Genomic DNA, 19821 nt, shown 5'->3' on the forward strand with positions numbered 1-19821 from the left:
TGTGCACGGGGACGGGCGTTACCTGAGACATCAACCGTTGAACCGCCTTTCCGTCTGTTTCGTTGCGGTGTGGGTCCGCGCCCTGTCCGGCCGTTTTGCGCCCACTACCGCTGCTGTCTGGCGGCCATATCGACACAGACACGTTTTTTCCTCACCCGACGGGTTACGCCCTTTCTGAACCTGGCAGTTTACGCCTGTCACGGCTTTTAGCGGTCTCGTTCTGACGATGCGCCGCACGAGGCCATAAGACAACCACTCAGCCGTGCTTTATTTAACAAATTATTCACATGGTTAAATGTTACTCAACGTGAATATTTCACCTAAAGCCTTTGCCGAATAATGCCGATACCACGACTGGCGATAGTTAACCTTACAAAATTTTATACCGATCACCTTCCGACTTTTACGTAAAACATCTTCGCATCAGCTCGCCCATCGGGCTCGTTCATGCCGGGGCCTGACACTATGGAATGCATATGAACAACATCAGAATTGGAATACGGCTTGGGGCCGCCTTCGGCTTTATGGCGCTGCTGGTTATTTTTATGGTCCTGATCGGCGTGATAAAAATTAACTCACTCGGCAACGCCAATGATGAGATCTCGGGCGCGCTCTACAGCAAATCCTCCTCGTCTGCTGCGTTGCGCTATTACACCTCTGATATGAGCCGTCTGGCACGAAATGCCATTCTTCTTAAAGACGTGACGAAAAGAGAGAAAGCCATAAGTGATTACCGTGGGGAACGTCATGAAGTGGATACGCTGATCGCGCAGATGGGCAAACAGGTCAGCACGTCTCAGGGCAAAGCGATTTTTGACCAACTGAACGCCCGCTCAGCCCTGTTCCTGCCTTTTATCGATGAGGTTGTCGCGCTGGCTCAGCAGGGAAAAAGTGATGAGGCGACGCAGCTGCTTTTTGGCCCCCGTTACCAGACGCAGGGTGACTTCATGGCGTCGCTGAAAGAGATGCAGACGTTTCAGGAAGCGCGCATGAAATACGCGGCCGACAAATCGGGGGAAGATCGCGCCGATGCGCTGATGATACTCATTATTGCCGGGATTGTTGCGCTGCTGTTGGCCGCCATATCCGCCGCGATTATCACCCGCAGTATTACACGTCCACTGAAAGAAGCGGTTGAGGCCGCCTATCGCGTGTCCCACGGCGATCTGAGTGGTGTCGTCGTAACCACGGGTAAAGATGAAACGGGCAAACTGTTGTCCGCCATCCGCGAAATGCAGGATTCGCTAATCAATACGGTCAGCCTGGTCAGGAAAAACGCGGAGAGTGTTGCCTCGGCCAGCACACAGATTGCTCAGGGTAATGCAGAGCTTTCACAACGAACCGAAGAACAGGCCAGCTCGCTGGAACAGACCGCCGCAACGATGACGCAGTTGGGTATGACGGTCAAAAATAACGTCGACAATGCCCGTCAGGCGGGGCAACTGGCGGTCAGTGTGCGGGAAGTGGCCAATAAAGGCAGTGACGCGACAGAGGCGATCACCGGCACCATGAAATCCATCAGCGACAGCTCCGGCCGTATCGCTGAAATCACCGCCGTTATCGACGGGATCGCTTTCCAGACCAATATCCTTGCGCTTAACGCCGCGGTGGAAGCCGCCCGTGCAGGCGAGCACGGCAAAGGCTTTGCGGTCGTCGCCAGTGAAGTGCGATCGCTGGCACAGCGCAGCGCCACCGCAGCCGGTGAAATTCGCCAGCTGATCGCGGCAAACGCCCAAAGCGTAGGCCAGGGAAATGAACTGGTCGTTCACGCGTCTGAAACCATGTCAGGCATTCTGTCTGCTGTGGGCAAACTGACAGATACGGTAGAAGAGATTACCACTGCCAGTGCCGAACAGGCGCGTGGCATTGAGCAAGTGGGCACCGCCGTGACGGAAATGGACAGCACCACACAGCAGAATGCGTCACTGGTGGAAGAATCCGCGTCTGCCGCATCCAGTCTGAAAGAACAGGCCGACATGCTGTTACAGGCCGTTTCCGTGTTCAGCCTGGGTTCTCCGGCGACCACGGTGGCGACGGCCGGTGTCGCGCCCACGGTCATGTCTTCACGCCAGACGAAGGCGGTTACCACGAAGGCGGACAATGCCGACGACGGCTGGACGAGCTTTTAATAACCTTACCGCGTCGGGTACCGGCGCGGCGGTTTCAAAGACAGAGCCCGGCGGCCGTGCGGGCTTATTCCCCCTGCGCCCGAGTCCTCATCGTTGATGCCCGCGCCTGAGATGACGATAAGGTTGCCGCAGGTTCGTCGCGTCCGTCTTCCCTGCCCGACACCGACAAAAGCGGCGCCGCAGCGCCGCTTTCTCATGCACCTGCCTGACGTCAACTCAGCCGCTTCACCGGTGCATTCTGCTGCCTGTCCCACATTACGGTGAGTAACCGTTGCAGGGCGATAAAGGCAAACAGCAGGATGCCGATGGCGATTTTGGTCCACCAGGAACTGAGCGTGCCGTCGAAGTTAATCCAGGTCTGAATCAGCCCCTGAATCAGGACGCCAAATAACGTGCCGAGAAGGGTTCCTACACCACCGGACAGCAGGGTTCCCCCGATGACGACAGAGGCGATGGCATCCAGCTCAACGCCCAGCCCGGCCAGCGCATAACCCGCAGAGGTGTAGATGGAAAACACAATACCCGCCAGCGAGGCTAACGTGGTCGACAACATATAGATTTTGATGGTCGTGGCGCGGGTTGAAACGCCCATCAGCTGCGCGGAAGTCATATTGCCCCCGATGGCGTACACCTGATTACCGAACCGGGTGCGGTGCGCCAGAATCATCCCGCCTACAACCACCAGCAACATGATCAACGCCAGCAAACTGAGCCGCCCGCCGCCCGGCACTTTCCAGGCCAGGCCGGAAAGCGTGGCGTACAGCGGATGATCAATCGGAATGGAGTTTTCGGAGACCAGATAGCTGCATCCACGCAGGAAAAACATGCCCGCCAGCGTAATAATAAACGCAGGGATTTTGAGTGCGTCGATTAGCCAGCCCATCATCGCACCAAACAGCGCCCCCATGCAGAGGACCAGGGCAAAGGCCACCAGCGGATTAAGGTGATAATCGCCGATGACTTTGGCCAGGAAGACGCCAGAAAACGCGATGACGGCCCCCACAGACAGATCGATGCCGCCCGACAGAATCACAAAGGTCATGCCCACCGCGATAATGCCCAGAAACGCGTTATCCGTCAGAATATTACAGATGACCCGCGTCGAGGCAAAACCGGGAAACTGGCTCAGGCAAAACAGATAGCCGAGTACAAACACCAGCAGCGTAATCATTAAAGGCAGATGACGTTTAATCATGATGCACGTCTCCGTTTAAACATCGCAATAAAGCGCGGGGATTGCAGCAGCAGTACACACATCACCACCACCGCCTTCACCACCTGATTAAGTTCCGGCGGAAAGCCCGACAGTAAAATACCGGTATTCATCGCCTGAATAATCAGTGCCCCCATCAGCGACAGCAGAATGTTAAATCGCCCGCCCATCAGCGAGGCACCGCCAATCACCACCGCCAGAATGGCGTCCAGCTCCAGCCACAGCCCCGCGTTGTTCGCATCGGCCCCGCGAATATCGGCCGCCACAATCAGCCCCGCCACCGCTGCGCAGATTCCGCTGATGGCATAGGTGGACATCACGACCAGCCAGCCATTCACGCCCGCATTACGCGCAGCGCGCAGGTTGATCCCGACGGCTTCGATAAACAACCCAAGGGCCGTTTTACGCACCAGCAGCCAGACCAGCAGCGCGACCGCAATCGTGATCCAGACCGGCACCGGCAACAGCCAGAGCGCGCCGTTGCCGAACCAGCCCAGGCTGTCGTTGTTAAACGTCACGATCTGTCCCTGCGTAATTAACTGGGCGATGCCGCGCCCGGCCACCATCAAAATCAGGGTCGCCACAAATGGCTGTATGCGTAACAACGCAACCAGAATGCCGTTCCACAGCCCGCAGGCCAGCCCGCTGGCCACCGTGACCAGAATAATAAACGGCACGCTGTGGCCCGCCACGGTCAGCGTGGCCGCCGTCGCGCCGGCAATCGCCATAACGGCGCCGACCGATAAATCGATCCCGCCTGTGGCAATCACTAAGGTCATGCCGACGGCCAGTAAGGCTACCGGCGCAGCCCGGTTGAGGATATCAATCGGGCTGCCAAACAGCCGGCCATCCTGTAAATGGATGGCGAAGAAATTCGTGGCAACCAGGCTGTCGACCAACAGCACCAGCAACAGCGCGATAAGTTGCGGCATGCCTGGCGGCAGCCTGAACGTGCGACGTGTCGCCCGGGTCGGGGTAACCGGTGATTCAAGCATGCTGCGTACCTCCATCAGCAATGGCGTTAACGATTGCCGCCACAGAAAGCGCCTCGAGGGGGATTTCTGCTACCTGTTTCAGATCGCGCATAATGATGACGCGATCGGCATAGCCCACCAGCTCTTCCAGCTCCGAGGAAATGACCAGTAGTGCCAGCCCATCGGCACATAACGATTCAATTAAGCGGATAATTTCGGCATGTGCGCCCACGTCAATGCCGCGCGTGGGTTCATCCAGAATCAGGAACTGCGGTTTTGTCACCAGCCAGCGAGACAACAGCACCTTTTGCTGGTTTCCGCCCGACAACAGCTCGACGGGCTGCTCCGCGTGCGGTGTGCGAATGCCCAGGCTTTTAATAAAACGCTCGGCAATCGCCTGCTGCTCGCGTTTCTTGATCGGGCGCAGCCAGCCGCGCTGCGCCTGTAACGCCAGAATGATGTTCTCGCGGACAGAAGCCGCCCCGATAATTCCGTCGGTTTTTCGGTCTTCCGGACAAAAGCCCATCCCCAGACGGGAAGCCTGCGCGGGCGTACGGATCGGTTCAACCCTGCCCTTGATTTTTGCCGTGCCGCGATCGGCGCGGCGAATGCCAAACAGCACCTCTGCGGTTTCGGTCCGCCCCGAGCCCAGCAAGCCTGCCAGCCCGACCACTTCACCCGGCCGGACCTGAAGCGTGAAAGGTTCGATCGTGCCCTTCTTACCATAATCTTCGAATGACACGACCGGCTGGTTGCTCTTCAGCGTACTGCCCTGACGCTGCAGCGCGGTCGCCATCAGTTCCCGGCCAATCATCAGTTTGACCAGCTCAAGTTGCGGCAGCGTAGCGGTGTCGTGCGTGGCAATAAACTTGCCGTTGCGCAGAACGGTAATGCGATCGGTAATGCGGTAAACCTGGTCCAGAAAATGGGTGACGAAGATCAGGCTCATCCCGCGATGTTTTAACTCTGTCATAAGGGTGAACAGCATTTCCACTTCGCTGGCATCCAGACTGGCGGTGGGTTCATCGAGGATTAATACCTGGGCGGAGAGATCCACCGCCCGGCAGATCGCAATAATCTGCTGCATCGCGACGGAGTAATGACCAAGCGGCCGCGTGACGTCCAGTGCAAAACCGTATTTGCGCATCAGGGCATCCGCCTCGCGCACCATGCGCTTACGATCAATCATGCCGAACCGACGCGGCTCGCGCCCAATGTACAGATTATCGGCCACCGACATATTCGGCAGCATATTCACTTCCTGGTAGACCGTGCCGATACCGATTTTCTGTGCTTCAGCAGTACTGCGCGGCGAAATGGCCTGACCGTTTAACGTAATCGTGCCGCTGTCGCGGGTGTACACGCCGGTCAGCACTTTGATCAGGGTTGATTTGCCTGCGCCGTTCTCACCTAACAGCGCCATGATTTCGCCTTTGCGCAGGCTGAAAGAGACATCGTCCAGCGCTTTCACGCCGGGAAAACCTTTACTGACGCCGTTGATGGCTAAAAGAGGTGATTCATTGTGTATCGTCATGCTGTCAACTCCGCCCTACATCAAAGAAGACCGCCCCGAAGGGCGGCCTGCGGCTTAGTAACCCATGTTCTTTTTCTTGTCTAACTCGGCCTGCGCGTCAGCAGGTAAAAAGAGTTTTGATTCGGTTCTGATAATTTTGGGAGGCAGGGTGCCGTCTTTTTTGAATTTTTCCAGCGCGTCAAAGGCCGGGCCGGCCATATCTGGCGTCAGCTCGACGTTAGCGTTGGCTTCCCCGGCCAGCATCGCTTTGTAGATATCCGGCACACCATCGATCGATCCGGTCAGAATATCTTTGCCCGGTTTCAGACCGGCTTCTTTGATCGCCTGAATGGCCCCGATGGCCATATCGTCGTTATGGGCATAAACCATGCAGATATTTTTGCCGTTGTTCTCGGCCTTGATGAAACTTTCCATGACTTCTTTCCCTTTACTGCGGGTAAAGTCGCCAGACTGAGAGCGAATCACTTTAATATTCGGGTGGCCACTGATCGCTTCAGCAAAGCCTTTTTTACGATCGATGGCGACGCTCGCGCCGACCGTGCCTTGCAGCTCTACGACATTACATTTTTTATCGCCGACGGTTTTTACCAGCCAGTCACCAATCAGCTTACCTTCCAGAACGTTATCGGCGGTGACAACGGCCTGATAGAGCGAGTTATCTTTTACGACGATGGCGCGGTCCAGCAGGTATACCGGGATTTTGGCATCTTTGGCTTCTTCTAATACCGGCTCCCAGCCCGTCTGCACAACAGGCGCAATAAAGATGGCGTCCACGCCCTGCGCGATAAAGGAGCGCACGGCTTTAATCTGATTCTCTTGTTTCTGTTGACCATCGGCGATCTTTAAATTAATGCCGCGTTTTTTGGCTTCGCTTTTTGCGACATTGGTTTCAGCCGAACGCCAGCCGGATTCTGAGCCTACCTGTGAGAATCCCACTGTCATTTCCGCCGCTAACACTGAGCCACTTAATGCGGCGCTGACCATTGTCGTCAGGAGTAAACGTTTCCACATAGTTTTTCTTCCTCTGAAGGGCGTTTGCTGTACAGGGTAAAGTGCCTGTGTAGCCTGACGTAAAAAAGGGCAGATTAGGGCGACACGCCTCACAAAACTGAGCGATTTAAAGGGGTTACGTTGATTAACGGAATGCTCTCAGCGCGGGCTTATGGACAAAACGCCTGTGTCTTTTTTCAACTTACGTTAAATAAATGTAATAAACAGAATCGCTTAAGTGTGACTCTGCTGAAAACGATTACAGCCAGGCGTACAGAATGAGCCATCCCGTTTTCAGCCCCGGGAAAAGTCTGTTTTGTGATTTCCAGCACACACAGAAATCCCCTGTCTCCGGCATGAAACGATTCCGCTGACCGCACTGGCCTGAGGTTTATCCTGGTTATTTTGTTATCCGGCCCTGAATCGCAGTTATACACAATCGATTCGTACATAAAAGCAGATAAAAAGTGACTTGTGACTCAGAAATGATTCTTTTAGGTTGGGTCTGGATGCACCGCTTTACAGCGACAGGATTATGGCGACGATTCAAAACCTGATAAAATTCACCTTTAGCGAGCTATGCCCCACGTTTGTCTGATTTTTGCTTTTTTTCATCCGCGGAACTGGACAGCGTTAAGCGGCTCCCTATACTTGGCCTTCTTTCTTATTGATTCGTTATGACAAAAATGACTGCGCACGATTACCTGTTAAAATTTCGCAAAGTGAATAACCTTGAAAGTCTTGAAAAACTGTATGACCATCTGAATTATTCGCTGTCGGACGACAAAGACATTATCAATATGTACCGGGCAGCCGACCATCGTCGTGCCGAACTCGCATCGGGTGGCCGCTTGTTCGACCTGGGCTGCGTACCAAAGTCAGTCTGGCGCTACGTGGTGTAATCCCGCGCATCTCCCCTGTTCCCGCCCTCCTGTTTTCACTGTTGGTTTGCGTCTGTCTTAACATGCTATTCTGACCCGCTGACGACGTTGAAACAGGATGAACCGCAATGACGACCCCGATGACAGCCCCACGTATTGGCGGCTGGCTTTTACTGCCACTGGCATGGTTGCTGATGACGCTGCTGACCACCGCGCTGGTGATGGCCATGTATCTGACGCCACTGTTTGATGCGCAATGGCGCGAAACCTTGTTTAACCACCGTTCGCTGGTGACGGGCTATTGGGCCATTTCATTATTGACCGCCACCGCATTGTGGGCTTACAGCATGTGGGTTGTGTGGATGTTCTTTAAACGTTCGCACCGTCTGCCGCGTCACTATATCGTGTGGTTGCTGATCACCGTTTTGCTGGCGCTGAAAACCTTTGCCTTTACGCCGGTGTCTGATGCACGCGCGTTGCAGACTTTGCTACTCTCACTGGCCGCCGCCGCCGTTTTTGTTCCCTATTTCAAACGTTCCGCGCGGGTAAAAGCGACATTTACTCAGCGATAACGCTGCTGTTTTCGTCAAGAGTTTAATTCTGAGTGCGGTTGGCGGCTGACAATAATGCGATGGAGTTGTGATGCAGCGCTTTATCAATGATAATAAGCCGCTTTCTGGTATTCAGGCGAAAAAATGACCGATTATCTTCTCCTTTTTGTTGGCACAGTGCTGGTGAACAACTTCGTGTTGGTGAAGTTTCTCGGCCTTTGCCCGTTTATGGGCGTTTCCAAAAAGCTGGAAACGGCCATTGGCATGGGCCTCGCCACCACGTTTGTGATTACGCTGGCCTCCATTTGCGCGTGGCTGGTGAATCACCTCATTCTGGTTCCGCTGGACTTAGTGTATCTGCGGACCATGGCTTATATCCTGGTGATCGCGGTTGTCGTTCAGTTCACCGAAATGGTGGTGCGCAAAACCAGCCCATCGCTGTATCGCCTGCTGGGTATTTTCCTGCCGTTGATCACGACAAACTGTGCGGTACTGGGCGTCCCCCTGTTGAGCGTTAACCTCAATCACACCTTTCTTCAGGCGGCGCTGTATGGATTCAGCGCCTCGCTGGGCTTCTCGCTGGTGATGGTGTTATTTGCCGGGATGCGTGAGCGTCTGGTGCTGGCGAATGTCCCGGCCCCCTTCAAAGGGAATTCTATTGCGTTGATCACCGCGGGGCTGATGGCACTGGCCTTTATGGGCTTTACAGGTCTGGTGAAATTCTGATGAGTGCAATTTGGATAGCGGTGGCGGTACTGAGCGCCCTGAGCCTGGTCTTTGGTGCCCTGCTGGGTTACGCTTCACGCCGCTTTGAAGTCGAAGAAGATCCCATTGTTGAGCAGATTGACGCCGTGTTGCCGCAGAGCCAGTGCGGTCAGTGTGGTTACCCCGGCTGTCGTCCCTATGCTGACGCCGTGGGCAACAATGGCGAAGCCATTAACAAATGCGCGCCCGGTGGTGAGCAGACCATGCTTAAGCTGGCCGCCCTGCTCAATGTTGAGCCACAACCGATCGATGGCGATGACGAGGCCAAAGCGCCCGTGCGTACCGTCGCGTGGATTGACGAAGAAAACTGTATTGGCTGCACAAAGTGCATTCAGGCCTGCCCGGTTGACGCCATCGTCGGTGCCACGCGCGCCATGCATACCGTGCTGAGCGATGTCTGCACCGGCTGCGATCTGTGTGTTGCCCCCTGTCCTACCGACTGCATTGAAATGCGTCCGGTTGCCACCACCACGGCCAACTGGAAGTGGGATCTGAATACCATTCCTGTTCGGGTGATCCCGGTAGAGAGTCATGCTTAATCTGCTTAATTTCTTTAAAAAAGAGAAGATCTGGGATTTTCAGGGCGGGATTCATCCGCCTGAGATGAAAACCCAGTCCAACGGCACGCCGCTCGCTGAATTGCCGCTGCCGCACCGGTTTATCATTCCCCTGAAGCAACATATTGGCCACGAAGGCGAAATTTGCGTTTCCCCTGGCGATAAGGTGCTGCGCGGCCAGCCGCTTACGTTTGGACAGGGCAGAATGCTGCCTGTACATGCGCCCACGTCGGGCGTCATTGACGCTATCGCTCAGCACATGACAGCGCACCCGTCTGGCCTGTCAGAGCTGTGTATTTTTCTGACGCCTGACGGTGACGATCGCTGGATGCCGCTCTCCCCGCTTCCGGACTACCGTCAGCATGAACGCAGCGCCATTCTTAAACGCATACATGATGCCGGCATCGCCGGTCTGGGCGGCGCGGGCTTCCCGACGGCCACCAAACTGAAAGGCGGCCTGCAGGGCGTCAACACGCTGATCATTAACGCGGCTGAGTGCGAACCTTACATCACCGCTGACGATCGTCTGATGCAGGACTGCGCCGCCGAGGTGCTGGAAGGATGCCGCATTCTGGCCTGGGTGCTTCAGGCGGAGCGCGTGCTGATTGGTATCGAAGATAACAAACCCGAGGCTATCGCCGCCCTGAAGCAGGCGTTGGGTGGTGAGCGGGATTTACAGATCCGCGTTATCCCGACGAAATATCCGTCCGGCGGCGCTAAGCAGCTGACCAAAATACTCACCGGCATGGAAGTGCCGCATGGTGGTCGCTCTACGGATATTGGCGTGGTGATGCAAAACGTCGGTACGGCATGGGCCGTGAAGCGCGCCATTATCAATGGCGAACCGATCACCGAGCGCGTGGTGACACTCACCGGTGAAGCCATCGCGCAACCCCGGAACGTGTGGAGCCGCTTAGGGACGCCAATCAGCCACCTGTTGCACCAGGTCGGTTTTCACCCTTCACCAGGACAAATGGTCATTATGGGCGGCCCGCTGATGGGCTTTACCCTGCCGTCGCTGGATGTGCCGGTCGTGAAGATCACCAACTGTATTCTGGCCCCGTCCGGCACTGAGATGGGCAACACGCAACAGGAACAGTCCTGCATTCGTTGCTCTGCCTGTGCTGACGCCTGTCCGGCCAACCTGCTGCCACAGCAGCTGTACTGGTATAGCCAGGGAGGCGATCACGATAAAGCCCGTGCTCATCACATTGATGACTGCATTGAATGTGGTGCGTGCGCCTACGTCTGCCCGAGTAACATTCCGCTGGTGCAGTACTATCGCCAGGAGAAAGCTGAGCTGCGCGCCATCGACCTGGAAGCCAAACGCACGCTGGAAGCGAAAGCGCGTTTTGAGGCACGCCAGGCACGACTGGAGCGGGAAAAGCAGGCGCGTGAAGCACGTCATGCTGAAGCCAAACAGCGCGTAGCCCGCAGCGAAAGCGGAGAACTGGCTGCGGCAAAAGCCCGCGCCCGGGCGAAACAATCTGCTGAGAATGAAGATGCCGCTGCCGAGGCACGACATGCGCAGGCCCGGTTACGGCAGGCTGAGGCACAGGCGGAAACCCAGGCGCTGAGTCGTCAGACGACCGATCCACGCAAGGCTGCGGTTGAAGCGGCAATTGCGCGTGCCAGAGCGAAGAAACCGGTGACGCCTGACAGTACGGACACGACTGAAACGGCGGTGGCGGATCCACGCAAAGCCGCGGTGACCGCCGCCATCGAACGTGCCAAAGCGAAGAAAGCCGCCCAGGCGTCGGCTGACGCTGAGGCTGCCGACACCGCATCTGAAGATCCACGTAAAGCCGCGGTGACCGCCGCCGTCGAACGTGCCAAAGCGAAGAAAGCCGCCCAGGCGGCTGACGCTAAGACGGCCGACACCGCATCCGAAGATCCGCGTAAAGCCGCGGTAGCCGCTGCCGTCGAACGTGCCAAAGCGAAGAAAGCCGCCCAGACGGCGGCTGACGCTGAGGCTGCCGACACCGCATCCGACGATCCGCGTAAAGCCGCGGTGGCCGCTGCCGTCGAACGTGCCAAAGCGAAGAAAGCCGCCCAGACGGTGGCTGACGCTGAGGCTGCCGACACCGCATCCGACGATCCGCGTAAAGCCGCGGTAGCCGCTGCCGTCGAACGTGCCAAAGCGAAGAAAGCCGCCCAGGCGGCTGACGCTGAGACGGCCAACACCGCATCCGACGATCCGCGCAAGGCCGCGGTAGCCGCTGCCATTGAACGTGCCAAAGCGAAGAAAGCCGCCCGGGCGGCGGCTGACGCTGAGGCTGCCGACACAGCATCCGACGATCCGCGCAAAGCCGCGGTAGCCGCTGCCGTCGAACGAGCCAAAGCGAAGAAAGCCGCCCAGGCGGCTGACGGTGAGACGGCCGACACTGCACCCGAAGACCCGCGTAAGGCCGCGGTGGCTGCCGCCGTTGAACGTGCCAAAGCGAAAAAGCGCGCTGCCGCACAGGCGCAGGCAGAAGACGCGTCCCGTGAGGCGGCTGTCGCGGCGGCCGAAGCGCACAGGGACGTTGAGCAGGCAGAGAGGGCGCAGGAGCAGGCTAATCATGCCAATGCCGAAGCCGAAGAGGCACCTGAACTCGATCACCCCGCCGATGCGCGTAAAGCCGCGATTGCGGCGGCTGTCGCCCGTGCCAAAGCGCGTAAAGCGCAATCGACATTGACACCTGAGGATTAAATGGCGTTCCGTATCGCAAGTTCACCTTATACTCATAACCGCCGCAGTACCGGCAACATCATGATGCTGGTTATCCTGGCGGCGCTGCCTGGTTTTGCCGCGCAGTGCTACTTTTTTGGCGTGGGAACCTTATTGCAGGTTGTGTTGGCCTCGCTGACAGCGTTGCTGACAGAAGCGGCTATCCTGCGCCTGCGTAACACACCGGTCGCCCCTCAGCTGGCCGACAACTCCGCCCTGCTGACGGCAATTCTGCTGGGGATCAGCATCCCGTCTCTGGCCCCCTGGTGGTTAGTGGTGGTCGGTACGGTATTTGCGATTGTTATTGCCAAACAGTTGTACGGTGGCCTGGGACAAAACCCCTTCAACCCGGCCATGGTCGGCTATGTCGTTCTTCTGATCTCATTTCCGGTTCAGATGACCAGCTGGATGCCGCCAGAAGCCTTACAGGTGATTAAACCCGGCGTGCTGGACTCGCTGAGCATGATCTTTACGGGTCATACGCTGGCGGGCGATACGTTACAGCAACTGCAGTTGGGCGTGGACGGTGTCAGCCAGGCCACACCGCTGGATACCTTTAAAACCGGCTTGCGCGCAGGCCACAGTGCAGAGCAACTGTTAGCCCAGCCCATTTACAGCGGCGTTCTGGCCGGTCTGGGCTGGCAATGGGTCAACGTGGGTTACCTGCTTGGCGGGGTATTCCTGCTGTGGAAAAACACCATTCGCTGGCATATTCCGGCCGCGATGTTGCTGTCGCTGACCGTCTGCGCCACGCTTGGTTGGTTACTGGCTCCCGCCTCGCTGAACAGTCCGCTGATTCATCTGTTTTCCGGGGCGACGATGCTGGGCGCATTTTTTATCGCCACCGATCCGGTTACCGCCTCCACCACTGACCGTGGCCGTCTGATTTATGGTGCCCTTATTGGTCTGCTGGTATGGCTCATTCGGAGTTTTGGCGGTTATCCGGACGGCGTTGCTTTCGCCGTTCTGCTGGCTAATATATGCGTACCGCTGATTGACTATTACACGCAGCCGCGCGTTTACGGTCATCAAAAGGATTAAATGATGCTGGACACCATACGCAAGAATGGCGTGACCCTGGCTCTCTTTGCCGCGATTACCACCGGCGTTACTGCTGTTGTAAATACCGTGACCAAACCCACCGTCGAGCACCAGACGCAGTTACAGCAAAAAAATCTGCTGGATCAGGTGGTGCCGACCGATATGTACGATAACCACATTCAGCAGGAATGTTACGTTGTCACTGATGCGGCGCTGGGTAATGCCAGTCCTCATCATCTTTATCTGGCGCGAAAAGGCAACGAACCTGTGGCCGCCGCCCTGGAAACCACCGCTCCGGATGGCTATTCTGGCGCGATTCAGATGCTGGTCGGCGCGGATTTTCACGGTAAGGTACTCGGCGTGCGGGTGATTGAGCACCATGAAACGCCAGGCCTGGGGGACAAAATCGAGTTACGGATTTCTGACTGGATCAACAGTTTTAATGGCAAAGTGGTAACCGGGCCGAATGACAAAGCGTTTGCCGTCAAAAAAGATGGCGGCGAATTCGACCAGTTTACCGGTGCCACCATTACCCCGCGCGCCGTCGTGAATGCCACCAAACGTACGGCATTGTTAATTGAATCCCTGAAAGGGAAACTCTCTTCGTTACCCGAATGTGGAGACGCCAATGAGTGAAGCGAAAAACCTGCTGGTCGGCGGGCTGTGGAAAAATAACTCGGCGCTGGTGCAACTGCTGGGCCTGTGCCCTTTGCTGGCGGTGACCGCTACGGCCACCAATGCTCTGGGGCTGGGGCTTGCCACGACGCTGGTGCTGACCCTGACAAACAGTTTTATTTCGGCCTCGCGTCGTTGGGTGCCTTCTGAGATCCGTATTCCTATCTACGTGATGATCATCGCCTCTGTCGTAAGCTGCGTGCAGATGCTGATTAACGCTTACGCCTACGGTCTGTATCAGTCACTCGGTATTTTTATTCCGCTGATCGTGACCAACTGCATCGTTGTGGGCCGGGCTGAAGCCGTGGCCTCGAAAAGCAGTATTCCCCTTGCCGCACTGGATGGCTTTGCTATCGGTATGGGCGCCACCTGCGCAATGGTGGTACTGGGATCGATCCGTGAAATCATCGGCAGCGGCACATTGTTTAACGGTGCGGATCAGTTACTGGGTCCCTGGGCTAAAGTGTTGCGGATTGACGTGATTCATTTTAACTCGCCAATGCTGCTGGCAATGCTCCCGCCGGGTGCCTTTATCGGTCTGGGCATGATGCTGGCGGGGAAATATGTGATCGATCAGAAAATGAAGCAGCGCGCAGCGCGTCGCGCAGAAGACGCGGCGCTTGATGCGCCGCAGGGCAACACGGGAAAAGCCGTGTGAACCAGACGAAACGCATTGAGATTCTCAGTCGTCTGCAGCAGGCCAACCCTCACCCTACGACCGAGCTGCAGTTCACCTCGCCGTTTGAACTGCTGATTGCGGTTCTGCTGTCGGCTCAGGCGACGGACGTGAGCGTTAACAAGGCTACTGCAAAGCTGTACCCGGTGGCGAATACACCTGCTGCAATGCTGGCGCTGGGCGTGGACGGCGTGAAGGAGTACATCAAAACGATCGGCCTGTTCAACAGTAAAGCCGAGAACGTGATTAAGACCTGCCGTATTTTACTGGACCAGCACGGCGGTCAGGTGCCTGAAGATCGCGCCGCGCTCGAAGCCTTACCTGGCGTCGGCCGTAAAACGGCTAACGTGGTGCTGAATACGGCTTTTGGCTGGCCGACGATTGCGGTGGATACGCACATTTTCCGCGTCTGCAACCGGACGAATTTTGCGCCGGGTAAGAACGTCGAGCAGGTCGAAGAGAAACTGTTAAAAGTCGTGCCGAAGGCGTTTAAAGTCGACTGCCATCACTGGCTGATTCTGCACGGTCGTTACACCTGCGTGGCGCGCAAACCGCGTTGCGGGTCCTGCCTGATTGAAGATCTGTGTGAATATCCCGATAAGGTCGAATAAGCCCGGATAACAGCCTGTGACTGGTCACAGGCTGTTTTACTGTTCAGCGCTGACGCTGCGCCAGCGCCGCCCGCATCCAGGCCATCACCAGCGGCGAATCCTTATCCTGTAATGCCGCCCGTTCGGACTGGAATAAGGTGGCGACATAGAAAGGATGATCGGTCAGTTCAATGCCGCGCACATCGCCGTTCAGATCCCAGGACGTGATCCGCATGTTTTTACCCTGCAGCGCCGCACTGAAAGCCGGATTCACGCCAAAATTGCAATGATAACCTTCATCGCTGGTCAGCGCACCGTAGGCGCTGGCCATACGCGAGCCGGGTGCAAACGTGACCTCCCCTCGCTGTTCGACCAGTGAGCAGTTTAGCGGCGCAATCACCATCCGACCGGTTTCGCTGGTTTCGGCATGACTGGCATCTTCCCAGCCCAATACGTGGCGGGCATAGTCGATAACCGCATACTGAAACCCGCCACAGGAGCCGAGAAAGGGCTTACCGTTTTCCCGTACCCAACGCAGCATGCTAAACACGCCGTCATCGTTTTTATAGGGGCTGCCTGGCACCAGCCAGACGGCATCATGCTGCGTAACGGCGGACAGATCATCTAAATCCGGGGTGGGAATCCAGTCAGGCTCAATCGGAATGGCAAGGTGCGCCGCGGCGCGCGCCAGCGCCAGGGGAATGGATTGATGCGAAACAGCGTCCGGGCGGTAGTCCCCCACTAAGGCGAGACGTAAAGATAACGACATAGCAACATCCTTTTTAGGAAATAAAGAGGCTACGTGAGTGCGCGTGCGCTGTCGAGCAGGTGAGCGCATTTTTGCTGGTTTTTTACGCCTGTTAATTAAGGGCCGGACGCATTATTTCCTGATGAAACCATTTTTCTTCTGCTGAAATAACAGCGAATAATGTGAGTTTAATCAACTTTATTGCGCACCCGACGTCGTTTTGCGTCATAATATGCAGATTATTTCAGCAAAACGACGTCAAAAGCCGCATTTCCGGCGCTTTATTCTGATGAAAGATCACTTTCCAAAGCAAAGCTCTACGCAACCGCCGTTTAGTGGTTAATGTCATTATTGACGATCTGAAAAGCTCCACGCAGGTATTTTGAACCAATAAAAAACCCGAAAACATGACAAAATTTCAATCAGTAATATTTATTTAGGTTTTAACACCATATTGACCCTGTCTGGCAGAAGGTAGAAAACGCTTGCCCTGCCGCCTTTATTCAGCCAAATTAGTCGCCGTTTTTCCCATCTAATAAAAATCTGGCCCATGGTGTGATCACATGGCGCGGACGGAATGCCTGTCACGACGCAGGATATGAAATAACAGAGGTACAAGTGTCAACTGCAAACAAACACACCGACGAGGCCGTCAGCCTTAATGCTTTTAAACAGCCCAAAGCGTTTTACCTGATCTTTTCAATCGAATTATGGGAACGTTTTGGCTACTACGGCCTGCAGGCCATTATGGCCGTCTATCTGGTTCGACAGCTGGGCATGTCGGAGTCCGACTCCATTACCCTGTTCTCGTCCTTTAGCGCACTGGTTTATGGTCTGGTCGCTATCGGCGGCTGGCTGGGCGATAAAGTGTTGGGCACCAAACGCGTTATCGTGCTGGGTGTACTGGTGCTGGCCATCGGCTACGCGCTTGTCGCCTTCTCCGGTCATAACGTCAGCGTCGTCTATATCGGTATGGCGACTATTGCGGTGGGCAGCGGCTTGTTTAAAGCGAACCCCTCTTCCCTGCTTTCCACCTGCTACGAGAAAGACGATCCGCGCATTGATGGCGCCTTTACCATGTTCTACATGTCCATCAACATCGGCTCACTGTTTTCAATGATGCTGACGCCGTGGTTAGCCGAAAAATATGGCTATAACGTGGCGTTTTCGCTGTCGGTGATCGGCCTGGTCATCACGCTGCTTAACTTCCTGTTCTGTAAGCGCCTGGTGAAAGACTTTGGTTCCAAACCGGACTTTGCCCCACTCCAGTTCGGCAAACTGCTGATGACGCTGGCAGGTATTGTGGTGTTGATCGCCCTGGCTAACTGGATGCTGCACCATCAGGCCATTGCCCGTATTCTGCTGGGCCTGATTGCGCTGGGCATTATGGTGATCTTTGCCAAAGAAGCCTTCGCACTGAAGGGCGCGGCACGTCGCCGTATGATTGTCGCTTTCCTGCTGATGGTCGAAGCCATCGTCTTCTTCGTGCTTTACATGCAGATGCCTACGTCGCTGAACTTCTTTGCGATTCGTAACGTTGAGCACACCCTTTTTGGCATTACCTTTGCGCCAGAGCAGTTCCAGGCGCTGAACCCGTTCTGGATTATGCTGGCCAGCCCCATTCTGGCAGCCGTGTATAACAAGCTGGGCGACAAGCTGCCGATGCCGCACAAGTTCGCTATCGGCATGGTGCTGTGTTCTGCCGCGTTCCTGGTATTGCCTGTCGGCGCGAAATTTGCCAGCGATGCCGGTATCGTGTCCCTGAACTGGCTCATTCTCAGCTATGGCCTGCAAAGTATCGGCGAACTGATGATTTCGGGACTGGGCCTGGCGATGGTGGCACAGCTGGTTCCACAGCGCCTGATGGGCTTTATCATGGGCTCATGGTTCCTGACCACCGCGGGTGCTGCCGTCATTGCCGGTAAAGTGGCCAACCTGATGGCGGTGCCTGAAAACGTTACCGATCCGCTGATTTCGCTGGTCACGTACGGCAAAGTGTTCCAGCAGATCGGGATTGCCACCGCCGTCATCGCTGTGCTGATGCTGGTGACGGCCCCGCTGCTGAACCGTATGACGCAGACGACGGAAGCGGAAAAAGCCTGAGTGCGATTTTGACACGCAGCAAAAACCGGGCCTTGCCCGGTTTTTTTGTTTTTGTCGCCGATCGGTTCCTGGTAGATTACTCATGCTAATAACTGGTAATTCTGCCACAGGGGATTACTATGCAAACACGACTCGCAACATGGTGGCTTCATGATGAAACTGTTTTGTAAAGCTGGTGCCTGTTCTCTTTCACCCCATATTGTTCTGCGTGAATGTGGTCTGGATTTCACTCAGGTCAATGTCGACCTGCAAACCAAGCTCACCGAGCGCGGGGATGATTTTCGTCAAATCAACCCCAAGGGTCAGGTACCGGCGCTGCAATTGAGTGAGGGTAATGTCCTGACTGAAGGCGCGGCGATTGTGCAGTACCTGGCCGATCTCAAGCCCGATCGTCATCTTCTGGCCCCCGTCGGCAGCCTGACGCGTTATCACACTATTGAGTGGCTCGGCTACATCAGCAGTGAGTTACATAAGAGTTTTTCACCGCTGTTCCGCAACGATGCGCCCGACGAGTACAAAGCGCTGGTGCGCCGTCAGCTGGAGGCAAAATTTGCCTGGGTAAACGGTGAACTGCAGGACAAGCCCTGGCTGATGGGCGTGCATTTCAGCGTCGCGGATGCTTATCTGTATGTGGTGACGCGCTGGGCGAAAGCGCTGAACCTGGATGTCAGCGCGTTGAGCCACCTGCAACAGTGGTTTGCGCGCGTTGAAGAACGGCCATCGGTTCAGGCCGCGCTAAAAGCGGAAGGCCTTATCTGACACGATCAGGGCCGTTACCGGCCCTTTTTTTACAGCTTCTCTGCCGGAAAATAGTGCGTTGGTCGGGCGATAGCGTCCTGCGCAGCAACCAACTGCAGCTCATATTCTCCCATCTCATGCGTTTTCAGCATCACTTCATAGACGGCGGCCGTGACGTGCTCCAGCGCCGCCTGCAGCGACTGTCCGTGCAGCAGATCGACCAGCAATAAGCCGCTGGTTAAATCGCCCACGCCTACAGGCTGGCGAACGCCAAAGTCCACCAGCGGACGGCTGATGTGCCAGGCTTCGTCGGCGGTGACCAGCAGCATTTCAAAGCGATCGCTGCGGCGTCCTGCCCGTGCCAGATGCTTAATCAGCACCACTTTTGGCCCCTGCGTGATCAGCAGGCGGGCAGCCTCAACGGCGGATTCGACACTGGTTACCGTGCGTTCGCTGAGCATTTCCAGCTCCAGCAGATTTGGCGCGATGATATCGCTGGCCGGTAGCGCCATTTTGCAGTGAAACTCCGCCACGCCCGGTGCCACAATGCAGCCCTTTTCCGGATGCCCCATGACCGGATCGCAAAAATACCAGGCATCGGGGTTGGCGGCTTTTACCTGATGCACGATGTCCAGAATCTTTTCGCCCTGTTCGGCCGATCCCAGATAGCCGCTTAACACCGCATCACAGGTTTTCAGGCGGTCGATATCGGCGATGCCTTTGACAATGTCGGTGAGATGCGACGCCGGCATGACGGTGCCGGTCCAGTGCCCATACTGCGTATGATTGGAAAACTGCACGGTATTCAGCGGCCAGACGTTCACGCCCATACGGCGCATCGGGAACTCTGCCGCCGCATTGCCTGCATGACCAAACACCACGTGCGACTGAATTGCTAAAACGTTTTTCACTTTTTTACCCTGTCGTGCCTTGCCATAAAAAAGGG

18 protein-coding genes are annotated in these 19821 nt (G+C 56.0%); 12 read left to right on the plus strand and 6 right to left on the minus strand.

Going from position 1 to position 19821, the window contains the following annotated elements; genetic code table 11:
• The first annotated feature begins 476 nt into the window (after positions 1-476).
• Positions 477-2129 carry a methyl-accepting chemotaxis protein gene (locus tag C7433_RS02540; RefSeq protein ID WP_110267557.1) on the plus strand — a complete coding sequence of 551 codons (1653 nt, stop codon included), beginning with the start codon at positions 477-479 and terminating at the stop codon, positions 2127-2129.
• Between the two features lie 211 nt (positions 2130-2340).
• On the opposite strand, the gene yjfF is transcribed toward C7433_RS02540, so the two are convergent.
• Genes yjfF through ytfQ form a run of 4 tightly spaced genes read right to left on the minus strand, consistent with a single transcriptional unit; the run spans position 2341 to position 6861 of the window.
• A complete protein-coding gene (yjfF, locus tag C7433_RS02545; protein WP_033741251.1) occupies positions 2341-3324 on the minus strand; it encodes a galactofuranose ABC transporter, permease protein YjfF in 984 nt (327 codons plus the stop codon).
• The gene (gene ytfT / locus C7433_RS02550) at positions 3321-4337 is read right to left on the minus strand and encodes a galactofuranose ABC transporter, ATP-binding protein YtfT (protein WP_110267558.1); all 1017 of its coding nucleotides are present in this window, start codon (positions 4335-4337) and stop codon (positions 3321-3323) included. The genes yjfF and ytfT overlap by 4 nt, the downstream gene beginning before the upstream one ends.
• Positions 4330-5850, minus strand: coding sequence for a sugar ABC transporter ATP-binding protein (locus C7433_RS02555; protein ID WP_110267559.1), 1521 nt, complete (start codon positions 5848-5850; stop codon positions 4330-4332). Before C7433_RS02555 ends, ytfT begins: the two co-directional genes overlap by 8 nt.
• Before the next feature lie 54 nt (positions 5851-5904).
• Positions 5905-6861 (minus strand): galactofuranose ABC transporter, galactofuranose-binding protein YtfQ, encoded by a 957-nt coding sequence (gene ytfQ / locus C7433_RS02560; protein ID WP_033741249.1) that lies wholly within the window; start codon positions 6859-6861, stop codon positions 5905-5907.
• A 665-nt stretch (positions 6862-7526) separates the two neighbouring features.
• Here ytfQ and ydgT point away from each other — a divergent pair.
• From ydgT to nth, 9 genes are all read left to right on the plus strand, one after another.
• Complete coding sequence (ydgT, locus tag C7433_RS02565; RefSeq protein ID WP_033741248.1) at positions 7527-7742, plus strand: transcription modulator YdgT; 216 nt, start codon at positions 7527-7529, stop codon at positions 7740-7742.
• A 107-nt stretch (positions 7743-7849) separates the two neighbouring features.
• Positions 7850-8293 carry a DUF2569 domain-containing protein gene (locus C7433_RS02570; protein ID WP_033741245.1) on the plus strand — a complete coding sequence of 148 codons (444 nt, stop codon included), beginning with the start codon at positions 7850-7852 and terminating at the stop codon, positions 8291-8293.
• A 123-nt stretch (positions 8294-8416) separates the two neighbouring features.
• A complete protein-coding gene (gene rsxA, locus C7433_RS02575; RefSeq protein WP_013025663.1) occupies positions 8417-8998 on the plus strand; it encodes an electron transport complex subunit RsxA in 582 nt (193 codons plus the stop codon).
• The gene (gene rsxB / locus C7433_RS02580) at positions 8998-9576 is read left to right on the plus strand and encodes an electron transport complex subunit RsxB (protein WP_033741239.1); all 579 of its coding nucleotides are present in this window, start codon (positions 8998-9000) and stop codon (positions 9574-9576) included. Before rsxA ends, rsxB begins: the two co-directional genes overlap by 1 nt.
• Positions 9569-12286, plus strand: a complete 2718-nt coding sequence (gene rsxC / locus C7433_RS02585) for an electron transport complex subunit RsxC (RefSeq protein WP_110267560.1) — start codon at positions 9569-9571, stop codon at positions 12284-12286. The genes rsxB and rsxC overlap by 8 nt, the downstream gene beginning before the upstream one ends.
• Positions 12287-13345, plus strand: coding sequence for an electron transport complex subunit RsxD (rsxD, locus tag C7433_RS02590; protein WP_006119020.1), 1059 nt, complete (start codon positions 12287-12289; stop codon positions 13343-13345).
• Positions 13346-13348: 3 nt separating this feature from the next.
• Positions 13349-13981 carry an electron transport complex subunit RsxG gene (rsxG, locus tag C7433_RS02595; protein ID WP_006119019.1) on the plus strand — a complete coding sequence of 211 codons (633 nt, stop codon included), beginning with the start codon at positions 13349-13351 and terminating at the stop codon, positions 13979-13981.
• Entirely contained in the window at positions 13974-14678 is a 705-nt protein-coding gene (locus C7433_RS02600; RefSeq protein WP_054633871.1) for an electron transport complex subunit E, read from the plus strand. The genes rsxG and C7433_RS02600 overlap by 8 nt, the downstream gene beginning before the upstream one ends.
• On the plus strand, positions 14675-15307 hold the full coding sequence (nth, locus tag C7433_RS02605) for an endonuclease III (protein ID WP_006119017.1): 633 nt from the start codon (positions 14675-14677) through the stop codon (positions 15305-15307). Before C7433_RS02600 ends, nth begins: the two co-directional genes overlap by 4 nt.
• A gap of 43 nt (positions 15308-15350) precedes the next feature.
• Here nth and C7433_RS02610 read toward each other — a convergent pair whose 3' ends face one another.
• Positions 15351-16055, minus strand: coding sequence for a CTP synthase (locus tag C7433_RS02610; protein ID WP_110267561.1), 705 nt, complete (start codon positions 16053-16055; stop codon positions 15351-15353).
• A gap of 597 nt (positions 16056-16652) precedes the next feature.
• Between C7433_RS02610 and dtpA the strand changes: the two genes are divergently transcribed.
• Both dtpA and gstA read left to right on the plus strand, forming a co-directional pair.
• Positions 16653-18137, plus strand: a complete 1485-nt coding sequence (gene dtpA, locus C7433_RS02615; protein ID WP_033741223.1) for a dipeptide/tripeptide permease DtpA — start codon at positions 16653-16655, stop codon at positions 18135-18137.
• Between the two features lie 153 nt (positions 18138-18290).
• Entirely contained in the window at positions 18291-18896 is a 606-nt protein-coding gene (gene gstA / locus C7433_RS02620) for a glutathione transferase GstA (protein ID WP_172912631.1), read from the plus strand.
• 29 nt (positions 18897-18925) lie between these two features.
• Here the strand turns inward: gstA and pdxY are convergent, their stop codons facing one another.
• Positions 18926-19786, minus strand: a complete 861-nt coding sequence (pdxY, locus tag C7433_RS02625; protein ID WP_058708771.1) for a pyridoxal kinase PdxY — start codon at positions 19784-19786, stop codon at positions 18926-18928.
• Positions 19787-19821: the final 35 nt, after the last annotated feature.

Source organism: Pantoea sp. PNA 03-3 (assembly GCF_003201175.1).
Lineage (GTDB): Bacteria > Pseudomonadota > Gammaproteobacteria > Enterobacterales > Enterobacteriaceae > Pantoea > Pantoea stewartii.